The organism is Pseudomonas morbosilactucae, assembly GCF_023241665.1.
GTDB classification, from domain to species: Bacteria; Pseudomonadota; Gammaproteobacteria; order Pseudomonadales; family Pseudomonadaceae; genus Aquipseudomonas; species Aquipseudomonas morbosilactucae.
In genome coordinates this window covers 1-20,766 of the sequence record NZ_JALQCX010000036.1, presented here as the reverse complement: position 1 = coordinate 20,766, position 20,766 = coordinate 1, and the positions used below count along the sequence as shown (strand labels likewise).

General features: G+C 61.8%; 18 protein-coding genes. 14 read left to right on the top strand and 4 right to left on the bottom strand.

The features are described 5' to 3' along the window. Nucleotides 1–21: 21 nt before the first annotated feature. Nucleotides 22–1,053, bottom strand: a complete 1,032-nt coding sequence (rsgA, locus tag M1B35_RS19510; RefSeq protein WP_268262810.1) for a small ribosomal subunit biogenesis GTPase RsgA — start codon at nucleotides 1,051–1,053, stop codon at nucleotides 22–24. Between the two features lie 107 nt (nucleotides 1,054–1,160). Here rsgA and orn point away from each other — a divergent pair, with 107 nt between their 5' ends. After that, nucleotides 1,161–1,703: an oligoribonuclease gene (gene orn / locus M1B35_RS19505; RefSeq protein WP_123329547.1), complete on the top strand. Its 543-nt coding sequence runs from the start codon at nucleotides 1,161–1,163 to the stop codon at nucleotides 1,701–1,703. Nucleotides 1,704–1,825: 122 nt separating this feature from the next. Further along, entirely contained in the window at nucleotides 1,826–2,440 is a 615-nt protein-coding gene (locus tag M1B35_RS19500; protein ID WP_185039142.1) for a trimeric intracellular cation channel family protein, read from the top strand. On the opposite strand, the gene queG is transcribed toward M1B35_RS19500, so the two are convergent. Further along, a complete protein-coding gene (queG, locus tag M1B35_RS19495) occupies nucleotides 2,422–3,501 on the bottom strand; it encodes a tRNA epoxyqueuosine(34) reductase QueG (protein ID WP_268262809.1) in 1,080 nt (359 codons plus the stop codon). The two genes, M1B35_RS19500 and queG, sit on opposite strands and share 19 nt — an antisense overlap. A gap of 63 nt (nucleotides 3,502–3,564) precedes the next feature. Here queG and M1B35_RS19490 point away from each other — a divergent pair, with 63 nt between their 5' ends. From M1B35_RS19490 to M1B35_RS19435, 12 genes are all read left to right on the top strand, one after another. Beyond that, entirely contained in the window at nucleotides 3,565–4,425 is an 861-nt protein-coding gene (locus M1B35_RS19490) for an NAD(P)H-hydrate dehydratase (RefSeq protein WP_268262808.1), read from the top strand. Next, the gene (gene tsaE / locus M1B35_RS19485) at nucleotides 4,413–4,883 is read left to right on the top strand and encodes a tRNA (adenosine(37)-N6)-threonylcarbamoyltransferase complex ATPase subunit type 1 TsaE (protein WP_123329554.1); all 471 of its coding nucleotides are present in this window, start codon (nucleotides 4,413–4,415) and stop codon (nucleotides 4,881–4,883) included. The genes M1B35_RS19490 and tsaE overlap by 13 nt, the downstream gene beginning before the upstream one ends. A gap of 15 nt (nucleotides 4,884–4,898) precedes the next feature. Next, a complete protein-coding gene (locus M1B35_RS19480) occupies nucleotides 4,899–6,311 on the top strand; it encodes an N-acetylmuramoyl-L-alanine amidase (protein ID WP_123329556.1) in 1,413 nt (470 codons plus the stop codon). After that, complete coding sequence (gene mutL / locus M1B35_RS19475) at nucleotides 6,308–8,218, top strand: DNA mismatch repair endonuclease MutL (protein WP_425273429.1); 1,911 nt, start codon at nucleotides 6,308–6,310, stop codon at nucleotides 8,216–8,218. The genes M1B35_RS19480 and mutL overlap by 4 nt, the downstream gene beginning before the upstream one ends. Then, on the top strand, nucleotides 8,218–9,189 hold the full coding sequence (gene miaA / locus M1B35_RS19470; protein ID WP_123329560.1) for a tRNA (adenosine(37)-N6)-dimethylallyltransferase MiaA: 972 nt from the start codon (nucleotides 8,218–8,220) through the stop codon (nucleotides 9,187–9,189). Before mutL ends, miaA begins: the two co-directional genes overlap by 1 nt. A 94-nt stretch (nucleotides 9,190–9,283) precedes the next feature. Further along, a complete protein-coding gene (hfq, locus tag M1B35_RS19465; protein ID WP_007921378.1) occupies nucleotides 9,284–9,544 on the top strand; it encodes an RNA chaperone Hfq in 261 nt (86 codons plus the stop codon). A 12-nt stretch (nucleotides 9,545–9,556) separates the two neighbouring features. Beyond that, nucleotides 9,557–10,858: a ribosome rescue GTPase HflX gene (gene hflX / locus M1B35_RS19460; RefSeq protein ID WP_268262807.1), complete on the top strand. Its 1,302-nt coding sequence runs from the start codon at nucleotides 9,557–9,559 to the stop codon at nucleotides 10,856–10,858. Nucleotides 10,859–10,953: 95 nt separating this feature from the next. Further along, on the top strand, nucleotides 10,954–12,126 hold the full coding sequence (gene hflK / locus M1B35_RS19455; protein WP_123329564.1) for an FtsH protease activity modulator HflK: 1,173 nt from the start codon (nucleotides 10,954–10,956) through the stop codon (nucleotides 12,124–12,126). Then, nucleotides 12,126–12,995: a protease modulator HflC gene (gene hflC / locus M1B35_RS19450; RefSeq protein WP_123329567.1), complete on the top strand. Its 870-nt coding sequence runs from the start codon at nucleotides 12,126–12,128 to the stop codon at nucleotides 12,993–12,995. Before hflK ends, hflC begins: the two co-directional genes overlap by 1 nt. Nucleotides 12,996–13,287: 292 nt before the next feature. Then, entirely contained in the window at nucleotides 13,288–14,475 is a 1,188-nt protein-coding gene (locus tag M1B35_RS19445) for an ATP phosphoribosyltransferase regulatory subunit (RefSeq protein WP_268262806.1), read from the top strand. Between the two features lie 54 nt (nucleotides 14,476–14,529). Further along, a complete protein-coding gene (locus M1B35_RS19440) occupies nucleotides 14,530–15,822 on the top strand; it encodes an adenylosuccinate synthase (protein ID WP_123329571.1) in 1,293 nt (430 codons plus the stop codon). A gap of 138 nt (nucleotides 15,823–15,960) precedes the next feature. Then, nucleotides 15,961–17,895: a methyl-accepting chemotaxis protein gene (locus M1B35_RS19435; RefSeq protein ID WP_268262805.1), complete on the top strand. Its 1,935-nt coding sequence runs from the start codon at nucleotides 15,961–15,963 to the stop codon at nucleotides 17,893–17,895. 64 nt (nucleotides 17,896–17,959) lie between these two features. Here the strand turns inward: M1B35_RS19435 and M1B35_RS19430 are convergent, their stop codons facing one another. After that, the gene (locus tag M1B35_RS19430; protein ID WP_268262804.1) at nucleotides 17,960–19,525 is read right to left on the bottom strand and encodes an ABC transporter permease; all 1,566 of its coding nucleotides are present in this window, start codon (nucleotides 19,523–19,525) and stop codon (nucleotides 17,960–17,962) included. Continuing rightward, complete coding sequence (locus M1B35_RS19425; RefSeq protein ID WP_268262803.1) at nucleotides 19,525–20,550, bottom strand: extracellular solute-binding protein; 1,026 nt, start codon at nucleotides 20,548–20,550, stop codon at nucleotides 19,525–19,527. The genes M1B35_RS19430 and M1B35_RS19425 overlap by 1 nt, the downstream gene beginning before the upstream one ends. Nucleotides 20,551–20,766 lie beyond the last annotated feature (216 nt).

The following is a 20,766-nucleotide window of genomic DNA, read 5'->3' as shown; positions in this document are numbered from 1 at the left end:
GTCGTTTCTGGCGTGTGAGGCTTAGTAGCTGCTGTCCGGCAGGCTGGCGATGATCGAGCGGTAGCTGTTCATCCGTTGCTGTTGCACGCGGCCGTCTTCCAGGGCCATGAGCAGGGCGCAGCCCGGTTCGCGATCGTGCTTGCAGTCGCGGAAACGGCAAGTGCCGAGCAAGTCGTTGAACTCGATAAAACCTGCCTCGACATCGGCGCGACTGACATGCCCAAGGCCGAACTCACGAATCCCTGGGGAGTCGATCAGTTCGCCGCCACCGGGGAAGTGGAACAGGCGAGCGGTGGTGGTGGTGTGGGTGCCTTGGCCGGAGTACTCCGACAGCGGGCCGACACGGGCTTCGACTTCCGGCAGCAGGCTGTTGACCAGGGAGGACTTGCCCACGCCGGACTGGCCGACGAATACGCTGATGCGCCCGTCCAGTTGGGTTTGCAGTTGATCCATGCCGTCGCCGTGGTGCGCCGAGACTTCCAGCAGCGGATAGCCCAACTGGCGATAGACCGCGAGCAAGGCATTGAGCGCCGGGGCGTTCTGTTCGTCGATCAGGTCGGCTTTGTTCAGCAGCAGCAACGGGCGGATGCCGGCGTGCTCGGCGGCCACTAGGTAACGGTCGATCAGGTTGGCGTGGGGCTCGGGCATGGGCGCGAAGACAATCACAATCATGTCGACGTTGGCTGCCACCGGCTTGAGTTGGCCGCGGCTGTCCGGGCGGCACAGTTCGGTGTTGCGCGGCAGTTGGGCGACGATCACCCCGATGCCTTGGTTGCCGGCGCGCCAGACCACTTGGTCGCCGGTGACCAGTGCGGGCAGGTTGGCGCGCAAATGGCAGCGGAATACCTGGCCGGCCAATTCGCCTTCGCGGGCTTCGACCTCGACCTGTACGCCGAAGTGGGCGATCACCAACCCGGTCTGTTCCGGGCCGAGATCGCCTCCCTCCAGGGCTTCCACCGCGGAGGATTCGCGTTTGGCGGCGCGGGCGGCGCGCTCGCCTTGAATCTTTTCGATGCGCCAGTTTTGGCGACGATTGAGCTGGCGTTTGGCCATTGGTGTTCCGTGTCGATAATGCAGCGGTTAGGTAAAACGGCCGCGAGTTTAGCACGCCGGGCAGGTGCTCTAGGCTAAACTGCGCAACTACGCCGAGGAGCCCTCCCATGCAAAACCCGCAGAATCTGATTTGGATCGATCTGGAAATGACCGGTCTGAACCCTGACACCGACGTCATTATCGAGATGGCGACCATCGTCACCGACAGCAACCTCAATACCTTGGCTGAAGGCCCGGTCATCGCGATTCACCAGAGCGATGAAATCCTCGCTGGCATGGATGAGTGGAACACCCGCCAGCACGGTGGTTCCGGCTTGACCCAGCGTGTGCGCGACAGCCGTATCAGCATGGCCGAAGCCGAAGCGCAGACCATTGCGTTCCTCGAGCAGTGGGTGCCCAAGGGCAAGTCGCCGATCTGTGGCAACAGCATCTGCCAGGACCGGCGCTTCCTGTTTCGCCACATGAAGGCCCTGGAAAGCTATTTCCACTACCGCAACCTGGACGTTTCGACCCTGAAAGAGTTGGCCGCACGCTGGGCCCCGGATGTGCGTGACAGCTTCAAGAAGGGCAGCACCCACCTGGCACTGGATGATATTCGCGAGTCCATCGCCGAGTTGCAGCACTACCGCAAGCACTTCATCAAGTTCTAAAGCGCAACGTCTGTCGCCGGCCGCCCGGCGACAGACGTTGCCGCCAGCCTATTTCCCTCTGCTGCCCTCTTTTGGTGCTTGCGCCAACTGAGTAGACTGCGCGCCTTCCTGCAAGGACCGCCATCATGCTGCTGATGCTCTACCTGATTGCCATTACCGCTGAAGCCATGACGGGCGCCTTGTCGGCCGGTCGCCGTGGCATGGATTGGTTTGGCGTGGTGCTGATCGCCTGCATCACGGCCCTGGGCGGCGGTTCGGTGCGTGATGTGCTGCTGGGGCACTACCCGCTGACCTGGGTCAAGCACCCCGAATACCTGGTGCTGACCTCAGTGGCGGCGCTGGTGACGATCTTTATCGCGCCCCTGATGCGCCATCTGCGCTCGCTGTTCCTGGTGCTCGACGCTGTGGGCCTGGTGGCCTTTACCTTGATTGGCTGCATGACTGCCCTGGAAATGGGCCACGGCATGCTGGTGGCCTCGGTCAGTGGGGTGATCACCGGGGTCTTCGGCGGCATTCTGCGGGATATTTTCTGCAACGACATTCCGCTGATTTTCCGCCGCGAGCTCTATGCCAGCGTCTCCTTCGCCGCTGCCTGGTGCTACATGCTGTGCATCTATCTGCAATTGCCCGGCGAGCAGTCGATCCTGATCACCTTGTTTGGCGGCTTTCTATTACGGCTGCTGGCGATCCGTTTTCATTGGGAAATGCCCAAATTCGTCTACAACGACGAACATTGACGGCTGGCGTGCTGTGCCAGGGCCCACTGCACGTGCTCGCGCACCAGTTCTGACGGGTGGTCCTGGCGGGCCTTGAGGGCTTCGAGCACGGGAATGCTCGAGGGCGCATTGCCCAGGCCCACCGCCAGGTTGCGCAGCCAGCGCTCGTAGCCGGCGCGGCGCAGGGGCGAGCCTTCGGTGCTGCTGAGGAAGGTGTCTTCATCCCACAGGAACAGCTCGGCCAATTCGGCATTGTCCAGGTTGTGCCGGGGCTTGAAGTCGCTTTCGCCGGACGGCCGGGCGAAACGGTTCCAGGGGCAGACGATCTGGCAGTCATCGCAGCCGAAGACGCGGTTGCCGATCATCGAGCGCAAGTCCTCGGGAATCGCGCTTTTCAGTTCGATGGTCAGGTAAGAAATACAGCGTCGGGCATCCAGCACATAGGGGCCGACAAACGCGTTGGTGGGGCAGATGTCGAGGCAGGCGGTGCAGCGCCCGCAGTGCTCCGTGGCGTGGGGCGCATCCACCGGCAGCGGTAGGTCGACGAACAGTTCGCTCAGAAAGAAGTAACTGCCGGCCTTGCGGTTGAGCACCAGGGTGTTCTTACCGATCCAGCCCAGCCCAGCCTGTTCGGCGATGGCTTTTTCCAAGACCGGGGCACTGTCGACAAAGGCGCGGTAGCCGAACGGCCCGATGGCTTGCTGAATGCGCTCGGCCAGTTGCTGCACGCGTTTGCGGATCAGCTTGTGGTAGTCGCGCCCCAGGGCGTAACGCGAGACATAGGCTTTCTCGGGTTGGGCCAGGCGTTGCGCCATCTGGGTGTCGCCGGGCAGGTAGTCCATGCGCAGCGACACCACGCGCAAGGTGCCAGGCACCAGTTGGTCCGGGTGGGAGCGTTTGCTGCCGTGGGCGCCCATGTACTCCATCTCGCCGTGGTAGCCGGCAGCCAGCCAGCGCTCCAGGTGCTGCTCATGCTCGGCCAGGTCCAGGCCGCTGATGCCGACTTGCTGAAAGCCTAGCTCGCGGCCCCAGTCCTTGATCGATTGGGCGAGGGCAGGGAGATCGGTGGTAATAGCGGGCATGAGGCGAGAGAAACCGGGGCTGAGGTGCGTATAATTCTGCCAGACATCGGAGCCCGAAGACGCATGCCGCAGACAAATCACCCATTACCCGACGTTCAGTCACTGTTGGCTGAGCAGTTGCCGCGATTGAACGCCCGTTCCCTGGACGCCCATAAAGGTCAGTTCGGCCATGTGCTGGTGATCGGTGGCGACCATGGTTTCGGCGGTGCCGCGTTGTTGAGCGCGCAAAGCACCCTGCGCAGTGGCGCCGGCCTGGTGTCGCTGGCCACTCGCAGCGAGCACGTACCAGCGGCCCTGGCGCGCTTGCCGGAAGTCATGACCCTGGGCACGCACTCAGCCAACCAGTTGATGGGGCTGCTGGAGCAGGCTTCGGTCCTGGTGGTGGGCCCCGGCCTGGGGCAGGGCGCCTGGGGGCGCAGCTTATTGTCCGCCGCGGCCAGTGCCCGCCTGCCGCAGGTCTGGGATGCCGATGCGTTGAATCTGTTGTCCAAGGGCGGCTTGCTGTTGCCGGCCGACAGTGTGATCACGCCTCATCCCGGGGAAGCGGCGCGGCTGTTGGGGGTGAGCACGGCCCAGGTGCAGGCGGATCGTCCTGCCGCAGCTCGGGCTTTGAGTAAAAAATATACAGCGGTGGTGGTGCTCAAGGGGGCTGGTAGCCTGATTGCTAGCCCGGAGGGGAACCTGGTCCGTTGCGATCAGGGGCATCCGGTAATGGCCACCGCGGGGTTGGGGGATGTGCTGGCGGGTCTGCTGGGGGCGTTGCTGGCCCAGGGCTTGCCGGCGTTCGAAGCCGCTTGCCTGGCGGTGTGGCTGCATGCCACGGCCGGCGAGCGTCAAGGCGCCCAAGGGCGCGGGTTGGCGGCCAGTGATCTGATCCCGGCCATTCGTCAGTTGTTGGAGGAGCAGTCACCGTGTCTGAAGTAACCCTGTATCTGGCCGATGAAGAGGCCATGGTCGCGTTTGGTGCACAGATTGCGCGGGCGACCCAAGGCGTTGGGGTGATCTTTCTTGAAGGTGACCTGGGCGCGGGTAAAACCACCTTGTCGCGCGGCATCATCCGTGGGCTGGGGCATGTGGGGGCGGTGAAGAGCCCGACCTTCACCCTGGTGGAGCCTTATGAGATCGGTGAGGTGCGGGCTTTTCACTTCGACCTGTATCGCTTGGTCGACCCGGAGGAGTTGGAGTTCCTGGGCATCCGTGACTATTTCGAGGGCGATGCTTTGTGCCTGCTGGAGTGGCCTCAACGTGGTGCAGGCTTTTTGCCAAAGCCGGACCTGACCATTACCATTAGCCCGCATAACAACGGGCGCTCTGTGCATCTGTTATCACAAGGCTCGCGTGGCGAGTCCTGGTGTGCCGCTTTGGCGTTGGAATTCAAATAAATTATGGGGTTAGGTATGCGCATTCGCGCGATGGTCGCTGTCGTAGGACTCTTGCTTACGGCATTGGCCGTCGAGGCTGTGGCCGCAACACAGGTTCGCAGCGTTCGGCTGTGGCGGGCACCGGATAACACGCGACTGGTGTTCGACCTGACCGGCCCGGTGCAACACAGTGTCTTCACCCTCTCGGCCCCCGATCGCCTGGTGATCGATATCAATGGCGCGACCCTGGGCGGCCCATTGAACATCGCTACGGCCAATACGCCGATCTCTGCCATGCGTTCAGCGCAGCGCACGCCAACCGACCTGCGGGTGGTCATCGACCTGAAAAAGGCCGTCACCCCGAAGAGCTTCACCCTGGCACCCAATGCCCAGTACGGTAACCGTCTGGTGGTCGATCTGTTCGATAACCCGGCCGATGCCGCGCCGACACCGCCGCCGACCAATGTCGCGACGGTTCCGGCCGTTCCGGTGACACCGGTCGAACCGGCGATCAAGCTGCCGCCGGCACCGGCGGGCAAACGCGACATTATCGTGGTAATCGACGCCGGGCACGGTGGCGAAGACCCGGGGGCTTCCGGTTCCCGCGGTCAGCATGAGAAAGACGTGGTGCTGGCCATCGCCCGTGAACTGCAGCGCCAGATCAATGGCCTCAAGGGCTTCCGCGCCGAATTGACCCGCACCGGCGACTATTTCATTCCGTTGCGCGGCCGTACCGAAATCGCCCGCAAGAAGGGCGCTGACCTGTTCGTCTCGATCCATGCTGACGCAGCGCCTTCGAAAGCCGCCTTTGGGGCGTCCGTATTTGCCTTGTCCGAGCGTGGGGCTACGTCTGAAACCGCCCGTTGGCTGGCGGACAGTGAAAACCGTTCTGACTTGATCGGCGGTGCTGGCAACGTCAGCCTCGATGACAAAGACCGCATGCTGGCCGGGGTTCTGCTGGACCTGTCGATGACCGCGTCCCTGACCTCCAGCCTGAATGTGGGCCAGAAGGTCCTGAGCAACATCGGTCGGGTCACGCCGCTGCATAAGCAGCGTGTGGAGCAGGCCGGGTTCATGGTGCTGAAATCGCCGGATATTCCGTCGATTCTGGTGGAAACCGGGTTTATCTCCAACGCCAACGAGGCCAACAAGCTGGCCACCGCCAGTCACCAGCAGGCGCTGGCACGCTCCATCAGCAGCGGCGTGCGTCAGTTCTTCCAGCAGAACCCGCCGCCGGGAACTTACATTGCCTGGCTGCGCGACTCCGGGAAGATTGCCCAAGGGCCGCGTGATCACCGGGTCAGCCCGGGGGAAACCCTGGCCATGCTGGCTGTGCGCTACCAAGTGTCGGCCGCGACCTTGCGCAGTGCCAACAACCTGAAGACCGATGAGCTGAAAGTGGGCCAGACCCTGACCATTCCAGGCACTGAATTGGCGGCCAAGGAATGAGTGAGCCGCTGAACAGCAGTGCGCGCATCGAGCTGCTCAGCCCGCGCCTGGCCAACCAGATCGCCGCAGGCGAGGTGGTTGAGCGCCCGGCGTCGGTGATCAAGGAGCTTCTGGAGAACAGCCTCGACTCGGGCGCTAGGCGGATCGATGTGGATGTGGAGCAGGCAGGGGTCAAACTGCTGCGGGTTCGCGATGACGGCAGCGGGATTTCCTCCGACGACCTGCCCCTGGCCCTGGCGCGTCATGCCACCAGCAAGATTCGTGATCTGGAAGACCTGGAGCGGGTGATGAGCCTGGGCTTTCGTGGTGAGGCCCTGGCGTCCATCAGTTCCGTAGCACGCTTGACCCTGACCTCGCGCACCCGTGACGCCGACCAGGCCTGGCAGGTGGAAACCGAAGGCCGTGACATGGCGCCGCGGGTCCAGCCGGCGGCCCACCCGGTCGGCACCTCGGTGGAAGTGCGCGATCTGTTCTTCAATACCCCGGCCCGGCGCAAGTTTCTCAAGGCCGAGAAAACCGAATTCGATCACCTGCAAGAAGTCATCAAGCGCCTGGCCCTGGCCCGTTTCGATGTGGCGTTCCATCTGCGGCACAACGGCAAAAGCGTGCTCAGCCTGCACGAAGCCAACGACGATGCAGCCCGCGCCCGGCGCGTGGCGGCAATATGCGGCGCGGGTTTCCTGGAGCAGGCGCTACCCATCGAGGTCGAGCGCAACGGGTTGCACCTGTGGGGTTGGGTGGGCCTGCCGACCTTTTCCCGCAGCCAGGCAGACCTGCAGTACTTCTTCGTCAACGGCCGCGCCGTGCGCGACAAACTGGTCGCCCACGCGGTGCGCCAGGCTTATCGCGACGTACTGTTCAACGGCCGGCACCCGACGTTCGTGCTGTTTTTCGAAGTGGACCCGGCGGTGGTCGACGTCAACGTGCACCCGACCAAACACGAAGTGCGCTTCCGTGATGGGCGCATGGTGCACGACTTTCTTTACGGCACCCTGCACCGAGCCCTGGGCGACGTGCGTCCGGAGGATCATCTGGCGGCGCCGGCGGCTGTCGCTGGCATGGTACGGCCAACGGGGATTGAAGCCGGCGAGTTCGGCCCGCAGGGTGAAATGCGCCTGGCGGCCAATTTGGCGCTGGAGCAGCCACAGGCCCAGCCGTCCATGACTACGCCGGGTTCGGGTGCCGGGGCGGGGTATCAATACCAATACACGCCGCGGCCGCAGTCGACCTTACCGGCGGCGGAAGCCCAAAGCGCCTATCGCGAGTTTTTCGCGCCGCTGCCGGGTGCGCCGTCGGTGTCGTTGCCGGACGGCCAGGGGGATATCCCGCCGTTGGGTTACGCCCTGGCCCAGCTCAAGGGGATCTACATTCTCTCGGAGAATGCCCAGGGCCTGGTGCTAGTGGACATGCATGCGGCCCACGAGCGGATCATGTACGAACGGCTCAAGGTGGCCATGGCCAGCGAAGGTCTGAGCGGCCAGCCGCTGCTGGTACCGGAGTCGATCGCGGTCAGCCAGCGCGAGGCGGATTGTGCAGAAGAGCACGTCAGTTGGTTCCAGCGCCTGGGCTTCGAGCTGCAGCGTTTGGGTCCGGAGACCCTGGCCATCCGACAGATCCCGGCCTTGCTCAAGCAGGCTGAGGCCAATCGCTTGGTGCACGACGTGTTGGCGGACCTCATGGAATACGGCACCAGTGACCGCATTCAGGCCCACCTCAACGAGTTGCTGGGCACCATGGCCTGCCACGGCGCCATTCGCGCCAACCGGCGCCTGGCGTTGCCGGAAATGAACGGGCTGCTGCGGGACATGGAAAACACCGAGCGCAGCGGCCAATGCAACCATGGCCGGCCGACCTGGACCCAACTGGGCCTGGACGATCTGGACAAACTCTTTTTGCGCGGTCGTTGATGAGCCAGCTTCCTCCAGCGATTTTTCTGATGGGCCCGACCGCTGCGGGCAAAACCGATCTGGCCATTGAGCTGACCAAGGTCCTGCCCTGCGAGTTGATCAGTGTCGACTCGGCGCTGGTGTATCGCGGCATGGACATTGGTACCGCCAAGCCCTCCAAGGCGCTGCTGGCGGAGTTTCCCCATCGGCTGATCGATATTCTCGACCCGGCCCAGAGTTACTCCGCCGCAGACTTTCGCACTGATGCTTTGGCGGCCATGGCCGATATCACGGCGCGGGGCAAGATCCCGCTACTGGTGGGCGGCACCATGCTCTATTACAAGGCGCTGCTCGAGGGGCTGGCCGATATGCCGCCAGCCGATCCTCAGGTGCGCGCCGAGCTGGAAGACGAGGCCGCGCGACTGGGTTGGCAGGCGTTGCACGATCAATTGGCGGCAATCGACCCAGAGTCGGCGGCCAGGATCCATCCCAATGATCCGCAACGTCTGAGCAGGGCCCTGGAAGTTTACCGGGTCAGCGGTCAGACAATGACGGCTCACCGCCAGCGACAATCTGCGCAAAGTACTGAAGCAGGCGCATCGGGACAGGGTCAATTGCCCTATACTGTCGCGAACTTGGCCATCGCTCCGGCGAATCGGCAGGTACTGCATGAGCGCATTGCACAAAGATTCACGCAAATGTTGGAACAGGGGTTCATCGACGAGGTCGTAGCTCTGCGTTCGAGAAGTGACCTGCATGCCGGGTTGCCGTCTATACGAGCAGTAGGTTACAGGCAGGTCTGGGATCATCTGGATGGCAAGCTGACGTCAGCCGAGATGCAGGAGCGGGGGATCATTGCCACGCGCCAATTGGCGAAACGCCAGTTCACCTGGTTGCGCAGTTGGGCTGATCTGCATTGGCTGGACAGCCTGGATTGCGACAATCTGCCACGCGCCTTGAAATACTTGGGATCGGTCTCCATATTGAGCTGAGTCCCTGCAATTGCCGTCTATCCTTGGGGGTGTGACGGCTTAAGCCATCTGTTTTTCTAATTTTTTATTATTGATCCTTAAAGGAGTGCGGCACATGTCAAAAGGGCATTCGCTACAAGACCCTTACTTGAATACTTTGCGTAAAGAGAAAGTTGGGGTTTCCATCTATCTGGTCAACGGGATCAAGCTGCAGGGTACGATCGAGTCCTTCGACCAGTTCGTTATCCTGCTGAAAAACACCGTCAGCCAGATGGTTTACAAGCACGCTATCTCGACAGTAGTTCCAGTTCGTCCAATTCGTCTGCCTAGCGCATCCGAATCCGAACAGGGTGACGCTGAGCCAGGTAACGCCTGATAGGAGTCTCCTTTGTTCTTTGAGCGCCACGGTGGTGGTGAACGGGCCATTCTCGTTCACTTGGATGGTCAGGACCCTGAGGCGCGCGAAGATCCGCAGGAGTTTCAGGAGCTGGCAAAATCGGCCGGCGCCGAGACCGTCGCGTTTGTAAACGTGCCGCGTCATCGGCCAACCGCCAAATACCTGGTTGGCAGCGGCAAGGTCGAAGAATTACGCGACCTGGTCAAAGCCGAACAGGTAGACCTGGTGATTTTCAATCACATCCTCACGCCCAGTCAGGAACGTAACCTCGAACGTGCTTTCGAGTGCCGCGTGATTGACCGCACGGGTCTGATTCTCGATATTTTCGCCCAACGCGCCCGTACCCATGAAGGCAAGCTCCAGGTCGAACTGGCTCAGCTTGAGCATATGAGTACCCGACTGGTTCGCGGCTGGACTCACCTTGAGCGGCAGAAAGGCGGTATCGGTCTGCGTGGCCCGGGTGAAACCCAGCTGGAAACCGACCGACGCCTTCTGCGGGTTCGCCTGCGGCAGATCAAGGGGCGCTTGGAGAAGGTCCGCAGTCAGCGCGAGCAGGCTCGTCGCGGCCGCAAGCGGGCTGATATTCCTTCTGTGTCCCTGGTGGGTTACACCAACGCCGGCAAGTCCACGCTGTTCAATGCGGTGACCGAGTCCGACGTATATGCCGCCGACCAATTGTTTGCCACCCTCGACCCCACTCTGCGTCGTCTGGAACTGGATGACCTGGGGCCGATCGTGCTGGCCGATACCGTGGGCTTTATCCGTCATTTGCCGCACAAACTGGTCGAGGCGTTTCGGGCTACGCTCGAAGAGTCGAGCAATTCCGACCTGTTGCTGCATGTGATCGATGCCCATGAGCCTGAGCGCATGGCCCAGATCGAACAGGTCATGGTGGTGCTCGGAGAGATCGGGGCCCAAGACTTGCCGATCCTGGAGGTCTATAACAAACTCGATTTGCTCGAGGGCGTGGAGCCGCAGATTCAGCGTGATGCCGATGGCAATCCGCAGCGCGTCTGGCTATCGGCTCAAGACGGTCGGGGTCTGGATTTACTCAAGCAAGCCATCGCCGAGTTGCTGGGCGATGATTTGTTCGTAGGCACCTTGCGCTTGCCTCAGCGTTTTGCTCGACTGCGTGCACAGTTCTTCGAGTTGGGCGCGGTGCAAAAGGAAGACCACGATGAAGAAGGCGTCAGTCTGCTTGCTGTTCGTTTGCCGCGAGTCGAGTTGAATCGACTGGTAAGTCGCGAAGGCATGCAGCCGCTGGAGTTCATCGAGCAACACACTTTGCAATAAAAGCCTGGGCAAGCGGTTGTGCCGCTGTAGCAGGCATTCTGTAGCATTGGTCGGCGCGCGTGGGTGCGTCTTTGCTTTATCAGATGGAGAGCGCTATGGCTTGGAATGAGCCGGGTGGCAACTCGAATAATCAGGATCCTTGGGGTGGTAAGCGCCGTAATAACGGCGACCGCAAGGGGCCGCCAGATCTCGACGAGGCCTTCCGTAAGCTGCAGGAAGGCCTGAATGGGTTGTTCGGTGGTGGTAAAAAACGTGGTGATGACGGCGGTAGCTCCGGCAAGGGCGGTGGTTTCGGCTTGCTGGGCATCGGTCTTGTCGTGCTGGCGGCCGTGTGGCTGTACAGCGCGGTTTACGTCGTCGACGAGCAGGAGCAGGCCGTGGTGCTGCGCTTCGGCAAGTACTATGAAACCGTCGGCCCGGGCCTGAACATCTACTTCCCGCCGATCGACAAGAAGTACATGGAGAACGTCACGCGTGAGCGTGCCTACACCAAGCAGGGCCAGATGCTGACCGAAGACGAGAACATCGTCGAAGTGCCGCTGACCGTGCAGTACAAGATCAGCAACCTGCAAGACTTCGTGTTGAACGTCGATCAGCCAGAAATCAGCCTGCAACATGCGACCGACAGCGCCTTGCGCCACGTCGTGGGCTCCACGGCGATGGACCAGGTGCTGACCGAAGGTCGTGAGTTGATGGCCAGCGAAATCAAGGAGCGTCTGCAACGCTTCCTCGATACCTATCGCACCGGTATCACCGTGACCCAGGTCAACGTACAGAGCGCGGCAGCCCCGCGTGAAGTGCAGGAGGCCTTCGACGATGTGATCCGTGCTCGTGAAGATGAGCAGCGTTCGCGCAACCAGGCTGAAACCTACGCCAACGGCGTCGTGCCGGAAGCGCGTGGCCAGGCCCAGCGCATCCTTGAAGATGCCAACGGTTATCGCGACGAAGTGGTTTCTCGGGCCAAGGGTGAAGCGGATCGCTTTACCAAGTTGGTAGCCGAATACCGCAAGGCACCTGAAGTGACCCGTGAGCGTCTGTACCTGGACACCATGCAGGAAGTCTTCAGCAACACCAGCAAAGTGCTGGTGACCGGCAACAAGGGCGGGCAGAACAACCTGCTTTACCTGCCGCTGGACAAAATGATCGACAGCGGTCGTGGCGGCAATGCTCCGGTAACGGGTGCAGCGTCTGCGGCTAGCAATGAAGTGAATGCACGTGCGGCGGCTGATTTGCAGCAACAGCAGACACGTTCTAGGGAGAGTCGCTGATGAGCAATAAATCGCTGATCGCCCTGATTGTGGGTGTTGTCGTGGCGGTGGTTGCCTGGAACAGCTTCTACATCGTCGCTCAGACCGAGCGTGCGGTGTTGCTGCAGTTCGGTCGTGTGGTCCAGGCCGATGTCCAGCCTGGCCTGCATGTGAAAGTGCCCTACGTGAACCAGGTGCGTAAGTTTGATGCCCGCCTGATGACCCTGGATGCACCGACACAGCGCTTCCTGACTCTGGAAAAGAAAGCCGTGATGGTCGATGCCTTTGCCAAGTGGCGAGTGCAGGATGCCGAGCGCTTCTACACCGCAACTTCCGGTCTGAAGCAGATTGCCGACGAGCGTCTGTCCCGTCGTCTTGAGTCGGGCCTGCGTGACCAGTTCGGTAAACGTACGCTGCACGAAGTGGTTTCCGGTGAGCGCGATGCGCTGATGGCCGATATCACTGCGTCCTTGAACAAGATGGCCAACAAAGAGTTGGGTATCGAAGTGGTCGATGTTCGCGTCAAGGCCATCGACCTGCCCAAGGAAGTGAACCGCAGCGTGTTCGAGCGTATGAGCACCGAGCGTGAGCGTGAGGCTCGTGAGCATCGCGCCAAAGGTAACGAGCTGGCTGAAGGCATCCGTGCTGACGCCGATCGTCAGCGCCGCGTGCTGCTGGCCGAAGCCTATCGCGAGTCTGAAGAGGCGCGTGGTGATGGTGATGCTCAAGCCGCAGCGATCTACGCCAAAGCCTATGGCCAGGACCAGGAGTTCTACGCGTTCTACCGTAGTCTGCGTGCTTACCGTGAAAGCTTCGCGAACAAAACCGACGTCATGGTCCTGGATCCGGGCAGCGACTTTTTCCGTTACCTGGAAAAAGCCAAGCCTTGATCTTGCACTGACCTGAGCAGCACCCCGCCGGGCGGCTAAAACGCCTCGCGGGGTGATCCTTTGGGAAAACGTGTGTATGATGCGGCAGCCGGGAAATTCCCGGCTTTTTTGCGTCTGCATGTTTGATTGGCCGAAGTTCGTTCAAGAGCCCGGCAAGATTTTTCGAGGAAAAGGGTCTGTACAGCTGGTTTCCAGCTGCCTGTCCGGCTGAGTTCGCGTCGGATGCGGCCCTTTTCTGCTTCACTCAAGGCTGGCCCCAGGCTTGCCGCCCGGACCATAGGGGAATGGCGTAATGGCAACGGTAGACCGCTGGCTGCTGCCAGATGGCATCGAAGAAGTACTGCCGCCGGAAGCGGCGCGCATCGAAGTGGCGCGTCGTCAGGTGTTGGATTTGTTCCAGAGTTGGGGTTACGAGTTCGTCGTTACTCCCCATATCGAATACCTGGAATCCCTGCTCACAGGTGCTGGCCAGGACCTGGATCTGCGTACCTTCAAGGTCATCGACCCGCAGTCGGGTCGGCAGATGGGTTTCCGTGCCGACATCACGCCACAAGTGGCGCGCATCGACGCCCACACCCTGCGTCGTGAAGGTCCGAGCCGCCTGTGCTACGCGGGCAGCGTCTTGCATGCCCAGCCGCGTGCCTTGTCGTCCTCGCGCAGTCCGATTCAACTGGGTGCCGAGTTGTATGGCGATGCCAGCCCGAGCAGCGACGTTGAAGTCATCAGCTTGATGCTGGCCATGTTGCAACTGGCCGATGTGCCGGATGTGCACATGGACCTGGGCCACGTCGGTATCTACCGCGGCCTGGCTCGTGCGGCCGGTTTGTCGGGTGCCGTGGAGCAACAATTGTTCGATGCCCTGCAACGCAAGGCGATCGACGAGGTCATTAGCCTGACCGAAGGTTTGCCTGCCGATCTGGCGGACATGTTGCGCTCGCTGGTTGATCTGTGCGGCGGTCGTGAAGTGTTGAGCGCGGCCCGCAGCCGTCTGGCTGCTGCGCCGGCTCCGGTGTTGTCGGCGCTCGACGAGTTGCTGACCATCGCCGATCGTTTGTCCGCACGTTTCCCTGAGTTGCCGCTGTACTTCGACCTGGGTGAGCTGCGTGGCTATCACTACCACACAGGCGTGGTGTTCGCGGTGTTCGTGCCGGGTGAAGGTCAGTCCATCGCCCAGGGCGGTCGCTACGACGACATCGGCGCGGACTTCGGGCGTGCCCGGCCGGCGACCGGTTTTTCCACCGATTTGAAAACCCTGGTGACCCTGGGGCGTGCTGAGGTCGAGTTACCGTCCGGCGGTATCTGGATGCCTGACAGCACTGATGCGGCACTCTGGCAGCAGGTTTGCCAGTTGCGCAGTGAGGGTCAGCGTGTTGTCCAGGCGTTGCCTGGGCAGCCTTTGGCCGCCGCCCGTGAAGCGGACTGCGACCGGCAATTGATTCAGCAGAATGGGCTTTGGCAAGTATTGCCGCTGGCTTCTTGAGTTTTCCTGCCGGCGGCTGCCGGCACCAAGTTTGCGCGAATGAGGACAAGTGTTATGGGTAAGAATGTCGTAGTCCTGGGCACCCAATGGGGTGATGAGGGCAAAGGCAAGATCGTTGATCTGCTGACCGAACATGCCGCTGCCGTAGTGCGCTACCAAGGTGGCCACAACGCTGGCCACACCCTGGTGATCGACGGCGAGAAAACCGTCCTGCACCTGATCCCTTCGGGCGTGCTGCGCGAAGGCGTGCAGTGCCTGATCGGCAACGGCGTGGTGGTTGCGCCGGATGCCCTGCTGCGTGAAATCATCAAGCTGGAAGAGAAAGGCGTGCCGGTGCGCGAGCGCCTGCGCATCAGCCCATCCTGCCCGCTGATCCTGTCCTACCACGTAGCCCTGGACCAGGCCCGCGAGAAAGCCCGCGGCGAGCAGAAGATCGGCACTACCGGTCGCGGCATCGGCCCAGCGTACGAAGACAAGGTGGCCCGTCGTGGCCTGCGTATCGGTGACTTGTTCCACCGCGAGCGTTTCGCCGCCAAGCTGGGCGAGTTGCTGGACTACCACAACTTTGTACTGGTCAATTACTACAAAGAGCCGGCCATCGACTTCCAGAAGACTCTGGACGAGTGCATGGAATACGCCGAGCTGCTCAAGCCGATGATGCTCGACGTCACTGCCGAGCTGCATAACCTGCGTCGTGCCGGCAAGGACATCATGTTCGAAGGCGCCCAGGGTTCGCTGCTGGACATCGACCACGGTACCTACCCGTACGTCACCAGCTCCAACACCACCGCCGGCGGCATCGCTACCGGTTCGGGCGTGGGCCCGATGTACCTGGATTACATCCTGGGCATCACCAAGGCTTACACCACCCGTGTGGGTTCGGGTCCGTTCCCGACTGAGCTGTTCGACGACGTCGGTGCCTTCCTGGCCAAGCGTGGCCACGAGTTCGGTGCGACTACTGGCCGTGCTCGTCGCTGCGGTTGGTTCGACGCTGTGATCCTGCGTCGCGCCATCGACGTCAACAGCATCTCGGGCCTGTGCCTGACCAAGCTGGACGTTCTGGACGGCCTGGAAACCATCAACATCTGTGTCGGCTACAAGAACGAGCACGGTGCCGTCATCGACGCGCCGACCGACGCTGACAGCTACATCGGCCTGGAGCCGGTGTACGAGCAGATGCCAGGCTGGAGCGATTCGACCCTGGGTGCCAAGACCCTGGAAGAGCTGCCTGCCGCTGCACGTGCTTACATCAAACGCATCGAAGAGTTGGTCGGCGCGCCAATCGACATTATTTCGACGGGCCCGGACCGCAACGAAACCATCGTTCTGCGTCATCCGTTCGCTTGATAAGTTGTTGATGTAAAACACAAAGGGCCCCTTCGAGGGCCCTTTGTCGTTTCTGTGGGTTGGACGGCACGACCCTTGCTGTAATTTCCACTTCTAGAGTGCCATCAATTTAATGGCGTCAAAGTAGAGGGATTTCCTGTGTCGGCCGTTCTCTCACTGTTACAAAGCCGTTTGTTGCGGCCTGTGTTCGTTACGCTCGGTATCGCCCTTTTGGTGCAGGTACTGGTGGCGGTTGCGCTGACCCGGAGCACGGTGACGGCCCTTGAGGCTGATCTGGCTGCGGGCCTGGGCGTTGATAGTCAAAAGCTCTCCAGTGAGTTGGAGCAAGCGGCCCAAGAGGTCACCTCCAGCCTGGAAAGCCTGTCCAGCAATACGCGTCAGCGTCTTACGGCGGGTTTGTCTTCCCGCCTCAAGGAAGAGCAGGCGCAGTTGCGAGCCACCCTGGAGAAGGATCTCAAGGATTCGGCCAACGACATGGCCCAGTTACTCGCCTCGGTCGCGCCGCGTGCCATGTGGGATAACGATGTCCCGACCCTCTCCGAGTTCGCCCGGCGCGCGCAGCGCAACCCTAATGTGTTGTTTGTGGTCTACGACGACGCTGCGGGTGAGCACCTGACGCGCTACTTGAATCGGGAGAATCCGATCAACAAGGCGCTGCTGGAAAAGGGCCAGGGTGATCGGGCACTGGATAAGGTGCTGAACGCGGCGAAGAATGATCCATCGGTCTATTACCTCGAGGCACCGATCAATCCCAATGGTGTGGAAATCGGCAAGGTGCTGATGGGGGTTTCCACGGCCTCGGTCGAGGCGGATGTGGCGGCGCTGGATAAGCGCTTCACGGCGTTGATTGCCAGCGGTGACCAGTTGGTGGGCGACAGCCTCAAGGGCGCTTCTGCGGACAGTTCGGCGGCCATGCGCGCGCGCTTGCAGTCCGCCCAGGGCACGGCTGCGGCGATGCAGGCCAATACCGCCAGCACCGTGCAGGACGCCGCAGGAACGCTGCGCTGGCGGATCGGCATGGGCCTGGCGCTGGTGGGTTGCGGGGTTTTGCTGCTGTTGGCGGTGGTGCTGGGGCGGCGTGTGGTGAACAAGCTGCACCTGTTGATCGCGGCGCTGAACGACCTGGCGGCGGGCGAGGGTGACCTCACCAAGCGTGTCCAGCTCAACAGTAATGACGAGATCGGCGACATGGCATCGGCGGTCAATCGCTTTGTGGACAAGCTGCAGCCAATCGTCCGCGAGGCCGGTGATGTGGCCCAGCGCACCGGTGTCGAGATCGGCGCCATGAGCTTGCGCAACGCCGGGGCGGATGCCGCTGCCGAGGCACAGCGCGACGAAGTGGCTGAAAGCTTGCGGGCGCTTTCGCAAATGGCCGATGAGGCCCAGGCCGAGAGCCAGGCCATGCAGGCGGCGTTGCAGCAAGTGGTGGAAATTCGCCAGGCCACGGATGAGAACACGCGGACTTCGGCTCAGGTCGGTGGTTTGATCGAGGCGCTGGCCGGGCAGGTGGATACCGGTGCCAAAGTGATTGAGCGCCTGGCCCAGCAGAGTGAACAGATCGAGGTGGTGCTCACGGTGATTCATGGGATTGCCGAGCAAACCAACCTGCTGGCTTTGAACGCGGCAATCGAGGCGGCTCGTGCGGGTGAGACGGGGCGTGGTTTTGCTGTGGTGGCCGATGAGGTGCGGGCCCTGGCCAGCAAGACTCAGAGTTCCACGGGCGATATCCAGTCCCATATCGTTGCCCTGCAGCAGGGCGCGCGGGAGGCCGTGACCGCCATTGGCCAGGCCGGGCGCCAAGCCAGCGAAGGCTTGTTGGTGCTGCGTGACAGTGCGCGCCGGCAGCAGTCCGTGCAGTCTTCCGTGGAGCAGGTGCATGCTGCGATTGGCCTGGCTACCCAGGCAGCGGCTCATCAGGCTCAGGGCGCGCAGGCCGTCAGGGGGCGGGTGGAAACCATTCACGCCCAGGCTGAGCGTGCGGCCCAGGCGGTGGTGGAAACCACGGCCAGCGGCAAGGTCCTGGATAATCTGGCGGCCCAATTGAAAGCCAGCCTGGGGCAGTTCCGCGCCTGACACTTCGCTGGCCAGCCGGCTCCTACGATCTGTTGTAGAAGCTAGCTTGCCGGCGAAGCACTGCTCAACGACTCAGGTACATCTTGGTCGTCAGCAGATAAACCGGTAACCCCGATACCAGGATCAGCAGTGCCGCATAGGGTGCTGCGGCCGCAAATTCCACATTCGCCGTGTGCGCCCAAACTTCAGTCGCCAGGGTGTTCAGTCCTGTTGGGCTGAGCAGCAGGGTCGCGGTCAGTTCCTTCATCGCATCCAGGAACACCAGGGCAAACGCGGCGCCCAGGGCCGGAAAGATAATCGGCAGGGTCACCCGGCAAAAAGCACTGAACGATGACGCGCCCAGGGTTTTGGCGGCCTCTTCCAGCTGTGGTGCGGCCTTGTTCAGGGCGGTGCGGATCGGCGCCTGGGCCAGTGGCAAAAACAGCAGCGCATAGGCAATCAGCAGCAAGGCCGAGGTTTGGTACAGCGCCGGCACGTAGTGCAGGGCGAAGTACACCAGCGTCAGGGCAATCACCAGGCCTGGCAGGGCATGCAGCAGGTACGGCAGGCGTTCGGCCCAGAGTGCCAGGCGGCCTTTGTGGCGTACCACCAGCAAGCCCACGGGAACTGCCAGGACCAGGCACAGCGCGGCCCCTCCCAAAGACAGTGCCAGGGATGACAGCAGGGCTTCGCTGATGGCGGCCACCGGGAACGCCGCCGATGAGCCCACGTCCAGCCAGTAACCCAGCATCCCCAGGGGAATGCCGCTACCGATCAGGGTCAGCAGCAGGCAGTAGAGCTGGCCGCCAAGGGCCCATTTGCCCAGGCGCACCTGTTCCGCATGCCGCGCCGCGCCTTGACCGGTGCGGACATGGCGGCCTTTGCCGCGCACCCGCAGTTCCAGCCACAGGAGGATCAGGCACAGAGCCAGCAATACGGCTGAGAGCATGGCAGCGTTGGCGTTGCTGAATTCCAGTTCGAACTGCTGATAAATCGCCGTGGTAAAGGTTTGCAGGCCGATGATCGACAGGGCGCCGAACTCCACCAGCATATGCAGGGCGATCAGCAATGCGCCGGCCAGGACCGAGGGCCAGAGCAGGGGCAGGGTGATCTTGAAGAACACACCCCAGCGGTTCTCTCCCAGGGTGCGGGCTGATTCCTCGAGGGAGGGGTCGAGATTGCGCAGGGTGGCTGCCACGGGCAGGAACACCAAGGGGTATTTGGACAGGCTCATCACCAGGATCGCGCCGCCCAGGCCTTCGAAGCTGGCGCTGAGGGAGACCCAGGTGAAGCTGCTGACAAAGGCCGGCACGGCAAAGGGCAGGCACAGGACGACCCCCCAGATACGCCGGCCCGGCAGGTCACTGCGTTCCAGCAACCAGGCCAGGGACAGACCAACCACTACGCAGGACAGGGTGACCCCGACCATCAGCAGCAATGTGTTGCTGAGCAGGCGAAAGACATAGGGGCGCCACAGCAAGTGCAACGCCTCCGCCCAGCCGGCTTGCCAGGCTTTGAGCCCGACATACAGCAATGGCAGCAAGCTCAGGCCGACCAGGAGCAGGACCGGCAGCAGCAACCAGATCGAAGGCCGCTTGCGCCTCGGCACGTAGCCGGCGCGCGAGGCGGAGGCGGGCAACGATGTGCTCATCAGTTCAGGCCAACCTCACGTTCCAGTTCCAGGGCTTCTTCGGCATTGCCCAGGTCGGCGGGTGTGACTTTAGGGGCTTGCAGCTCGCTGAAGGGCTTGAGGCCGCGGTCAGACTCCATGCCTTTGTGCAGCGGGTATTCGGCGGTGGTCTGGGTGATGACACGCTGGCCCTCTTCGCTGGCCATGTAGGCAAGGAATTGCTGGGCTTCTTTCGGGTGCTTGCTGGACTTCAAGACTGCTGCGCTGGAGACGGTGATCAGGCCGCCGACATCGCCATCGGTGAAGTAGTGCAGTTTGGAGTCGAGTTGGCCTTTTTCCCGTTGCAGGGCGAACCAGTAGTAGTTGTTCACCAGCACGGTGGCGACCTCGCCGTTCTCCACGGCTTTCAACGCTACCATGTTGTTGCTGTAGGTTTTGCCGAAGGCGCGCAGGCCGGTCAGCCATTCTTCAGCGGCGTCTCTGCCATGCAGCTTGATGATCGCAACCGCTTGCTCCTGGAAGGCGCCGCTGGTGGGCACGAAGCCGACCTTGCCTTGCCACTGCGGCTCGGAGAACTCCATGACCGATTTGGGCAGGTCTTTTTCGTCGATCAGTTTCGGGTTGAAGGCGACGACGCGGACTCGTGCGGTCACGCCGATCCAAGTGCCGTTAGTGGCGACATAATCCTTGGGCAGGACGTCGAGTGTCGCCGCGTCGGCTTTGGCCAGCAGGCCTTGTTCGCCGAGTTTGTTCAGCGGCGGAGATTCTTCGGTGTAGATCACGTCGGCGGGCGAGCGGTCGCCTTCTTCGACGATCTGGCTGGCCAGCTGGTTGCTGCTGCCCTTGCGCACGTTAACGTGGATGCCGGTCTTGGCCTCGAAGGCTTTGGCGATGGCGTCGCCGACTTCTTTGTGCTGGCCGTTATAAAGGGTCAGGGAAACCGGATCGGCCGCTTGGGTGAGTGGAGATGCCAGGGTCAGTCCCAGCAAAGTGATGGTCAAGCCACGCAGAAGGGATGTTGGAAGGGGGGTGTTTCTGAACATCATTCGCAGGTTTCCTCACTGTTGTGCCGCAAAAACTTGTAACAATGATAAACGATATTATTTCTCATGTGCGGCTTGAGGTCGAAGACAGGCTTGGTAGAGGTGTTTGGCTGCAGCGGGAGAAAGAGAGGGGCCCAGAAACGCAAAAACCCGCTTTCGCGGGTTTTTGTGAAGCTTCAAGAATGATCTTGAAGTTTGAATTGGTGCCCAGAAGAAGAC

Coding starts and splice junctions, on each gene's coding strand:
- rsgA (WP_268262810.1), bottom strand. CDS start 1,053: ATGGCCAAACGCCAGCTCAATCGTCGCCAAAACTGGCGCATCGAAAAG.
- orn (WP_123329547.1), top strand. CDS start 1,161: ATGCAAAACCCGCAGAATCTGATTTGGATCGATCTGGAAATGACCGGT.
- queG (WP_268262809.1), bottom strand. CDS start 3,501: ATGCCCGCTATTACCACCGATCTCCCTGCCCTCGCCCAATCGATCAAG.
- M1B35_RS19490 (WP_268262808.1), top strand. CDS start 3,565: ATGCCGCAGACAAATCACCCATTACCCGACGTTCAGTCACTGTTGGCT.
- M1B35_RS19480 (WP_123329556.1), top strand. CDS start 4,899: ATGCGCATTCGCGCGATGGTCGCTGTCGTAGGACTCTTGCTTACGGCA.
- mutL (WP_425273429.1), top strand. CDS start 6,308: ATGAGTGAGCCGCTGAACAGCAGTGCGCGCATCGAGCTGCTCAGCCCG.
- miaA (WP_123329560.1), top strand. CDS start 8,218: ATGAGCCAGCTTCCTCCAGCGATTTTTCTGATGGGCCCGACCGCTGCG.
- hfq (WP_007921378.1), top strand. CDS start 9,284: ATGTCAAAAGGGCATTCGCTACAAGACCCTTACTTGAATACTTTGCGT.
- hflK (WP_123329564.1), top strand. CDS start 10,954: ATGGCTTGGAATGAGCCGGGTGGCAACTCGAATAATCAGGATCCTTGG.
- hflC (WP_123329567.1), top strand. CDS start 12,126: ATGAGCAATAAATCGCTGATCGCCCTGATTGTGGGTGTTGTCGTGGCG.
- M1B35_RS19445 (WP_268262806.1), top strand. CDS start 13,288: ATGGCAACGGTAGACCGCTGGCTGCTGCCAGATGGCATCGAAGAAGTA.
- M1B35_RS19440 (WP_123329571.1), top strand. CDS start 14,530: ATGGGTAAGAATGTCGTAGTCCTGGGCACCCAATGGGGTGATGAGGGC.
- M1B35_RS19430 (WP_268262804.1), bottom strand. CDS start 19,525: ATGAGCACATCGTTGCCCGCCTCCGCCTCGCGCGCCGGCTACGTGCCG.
- M1B35_RS19425 (WP_268262803.1), bottom strand. CDS start 20,550: ATGATGTTCAGAAACACCCCCCTTCCAACATCCCTTCTGCGTGGCTTG.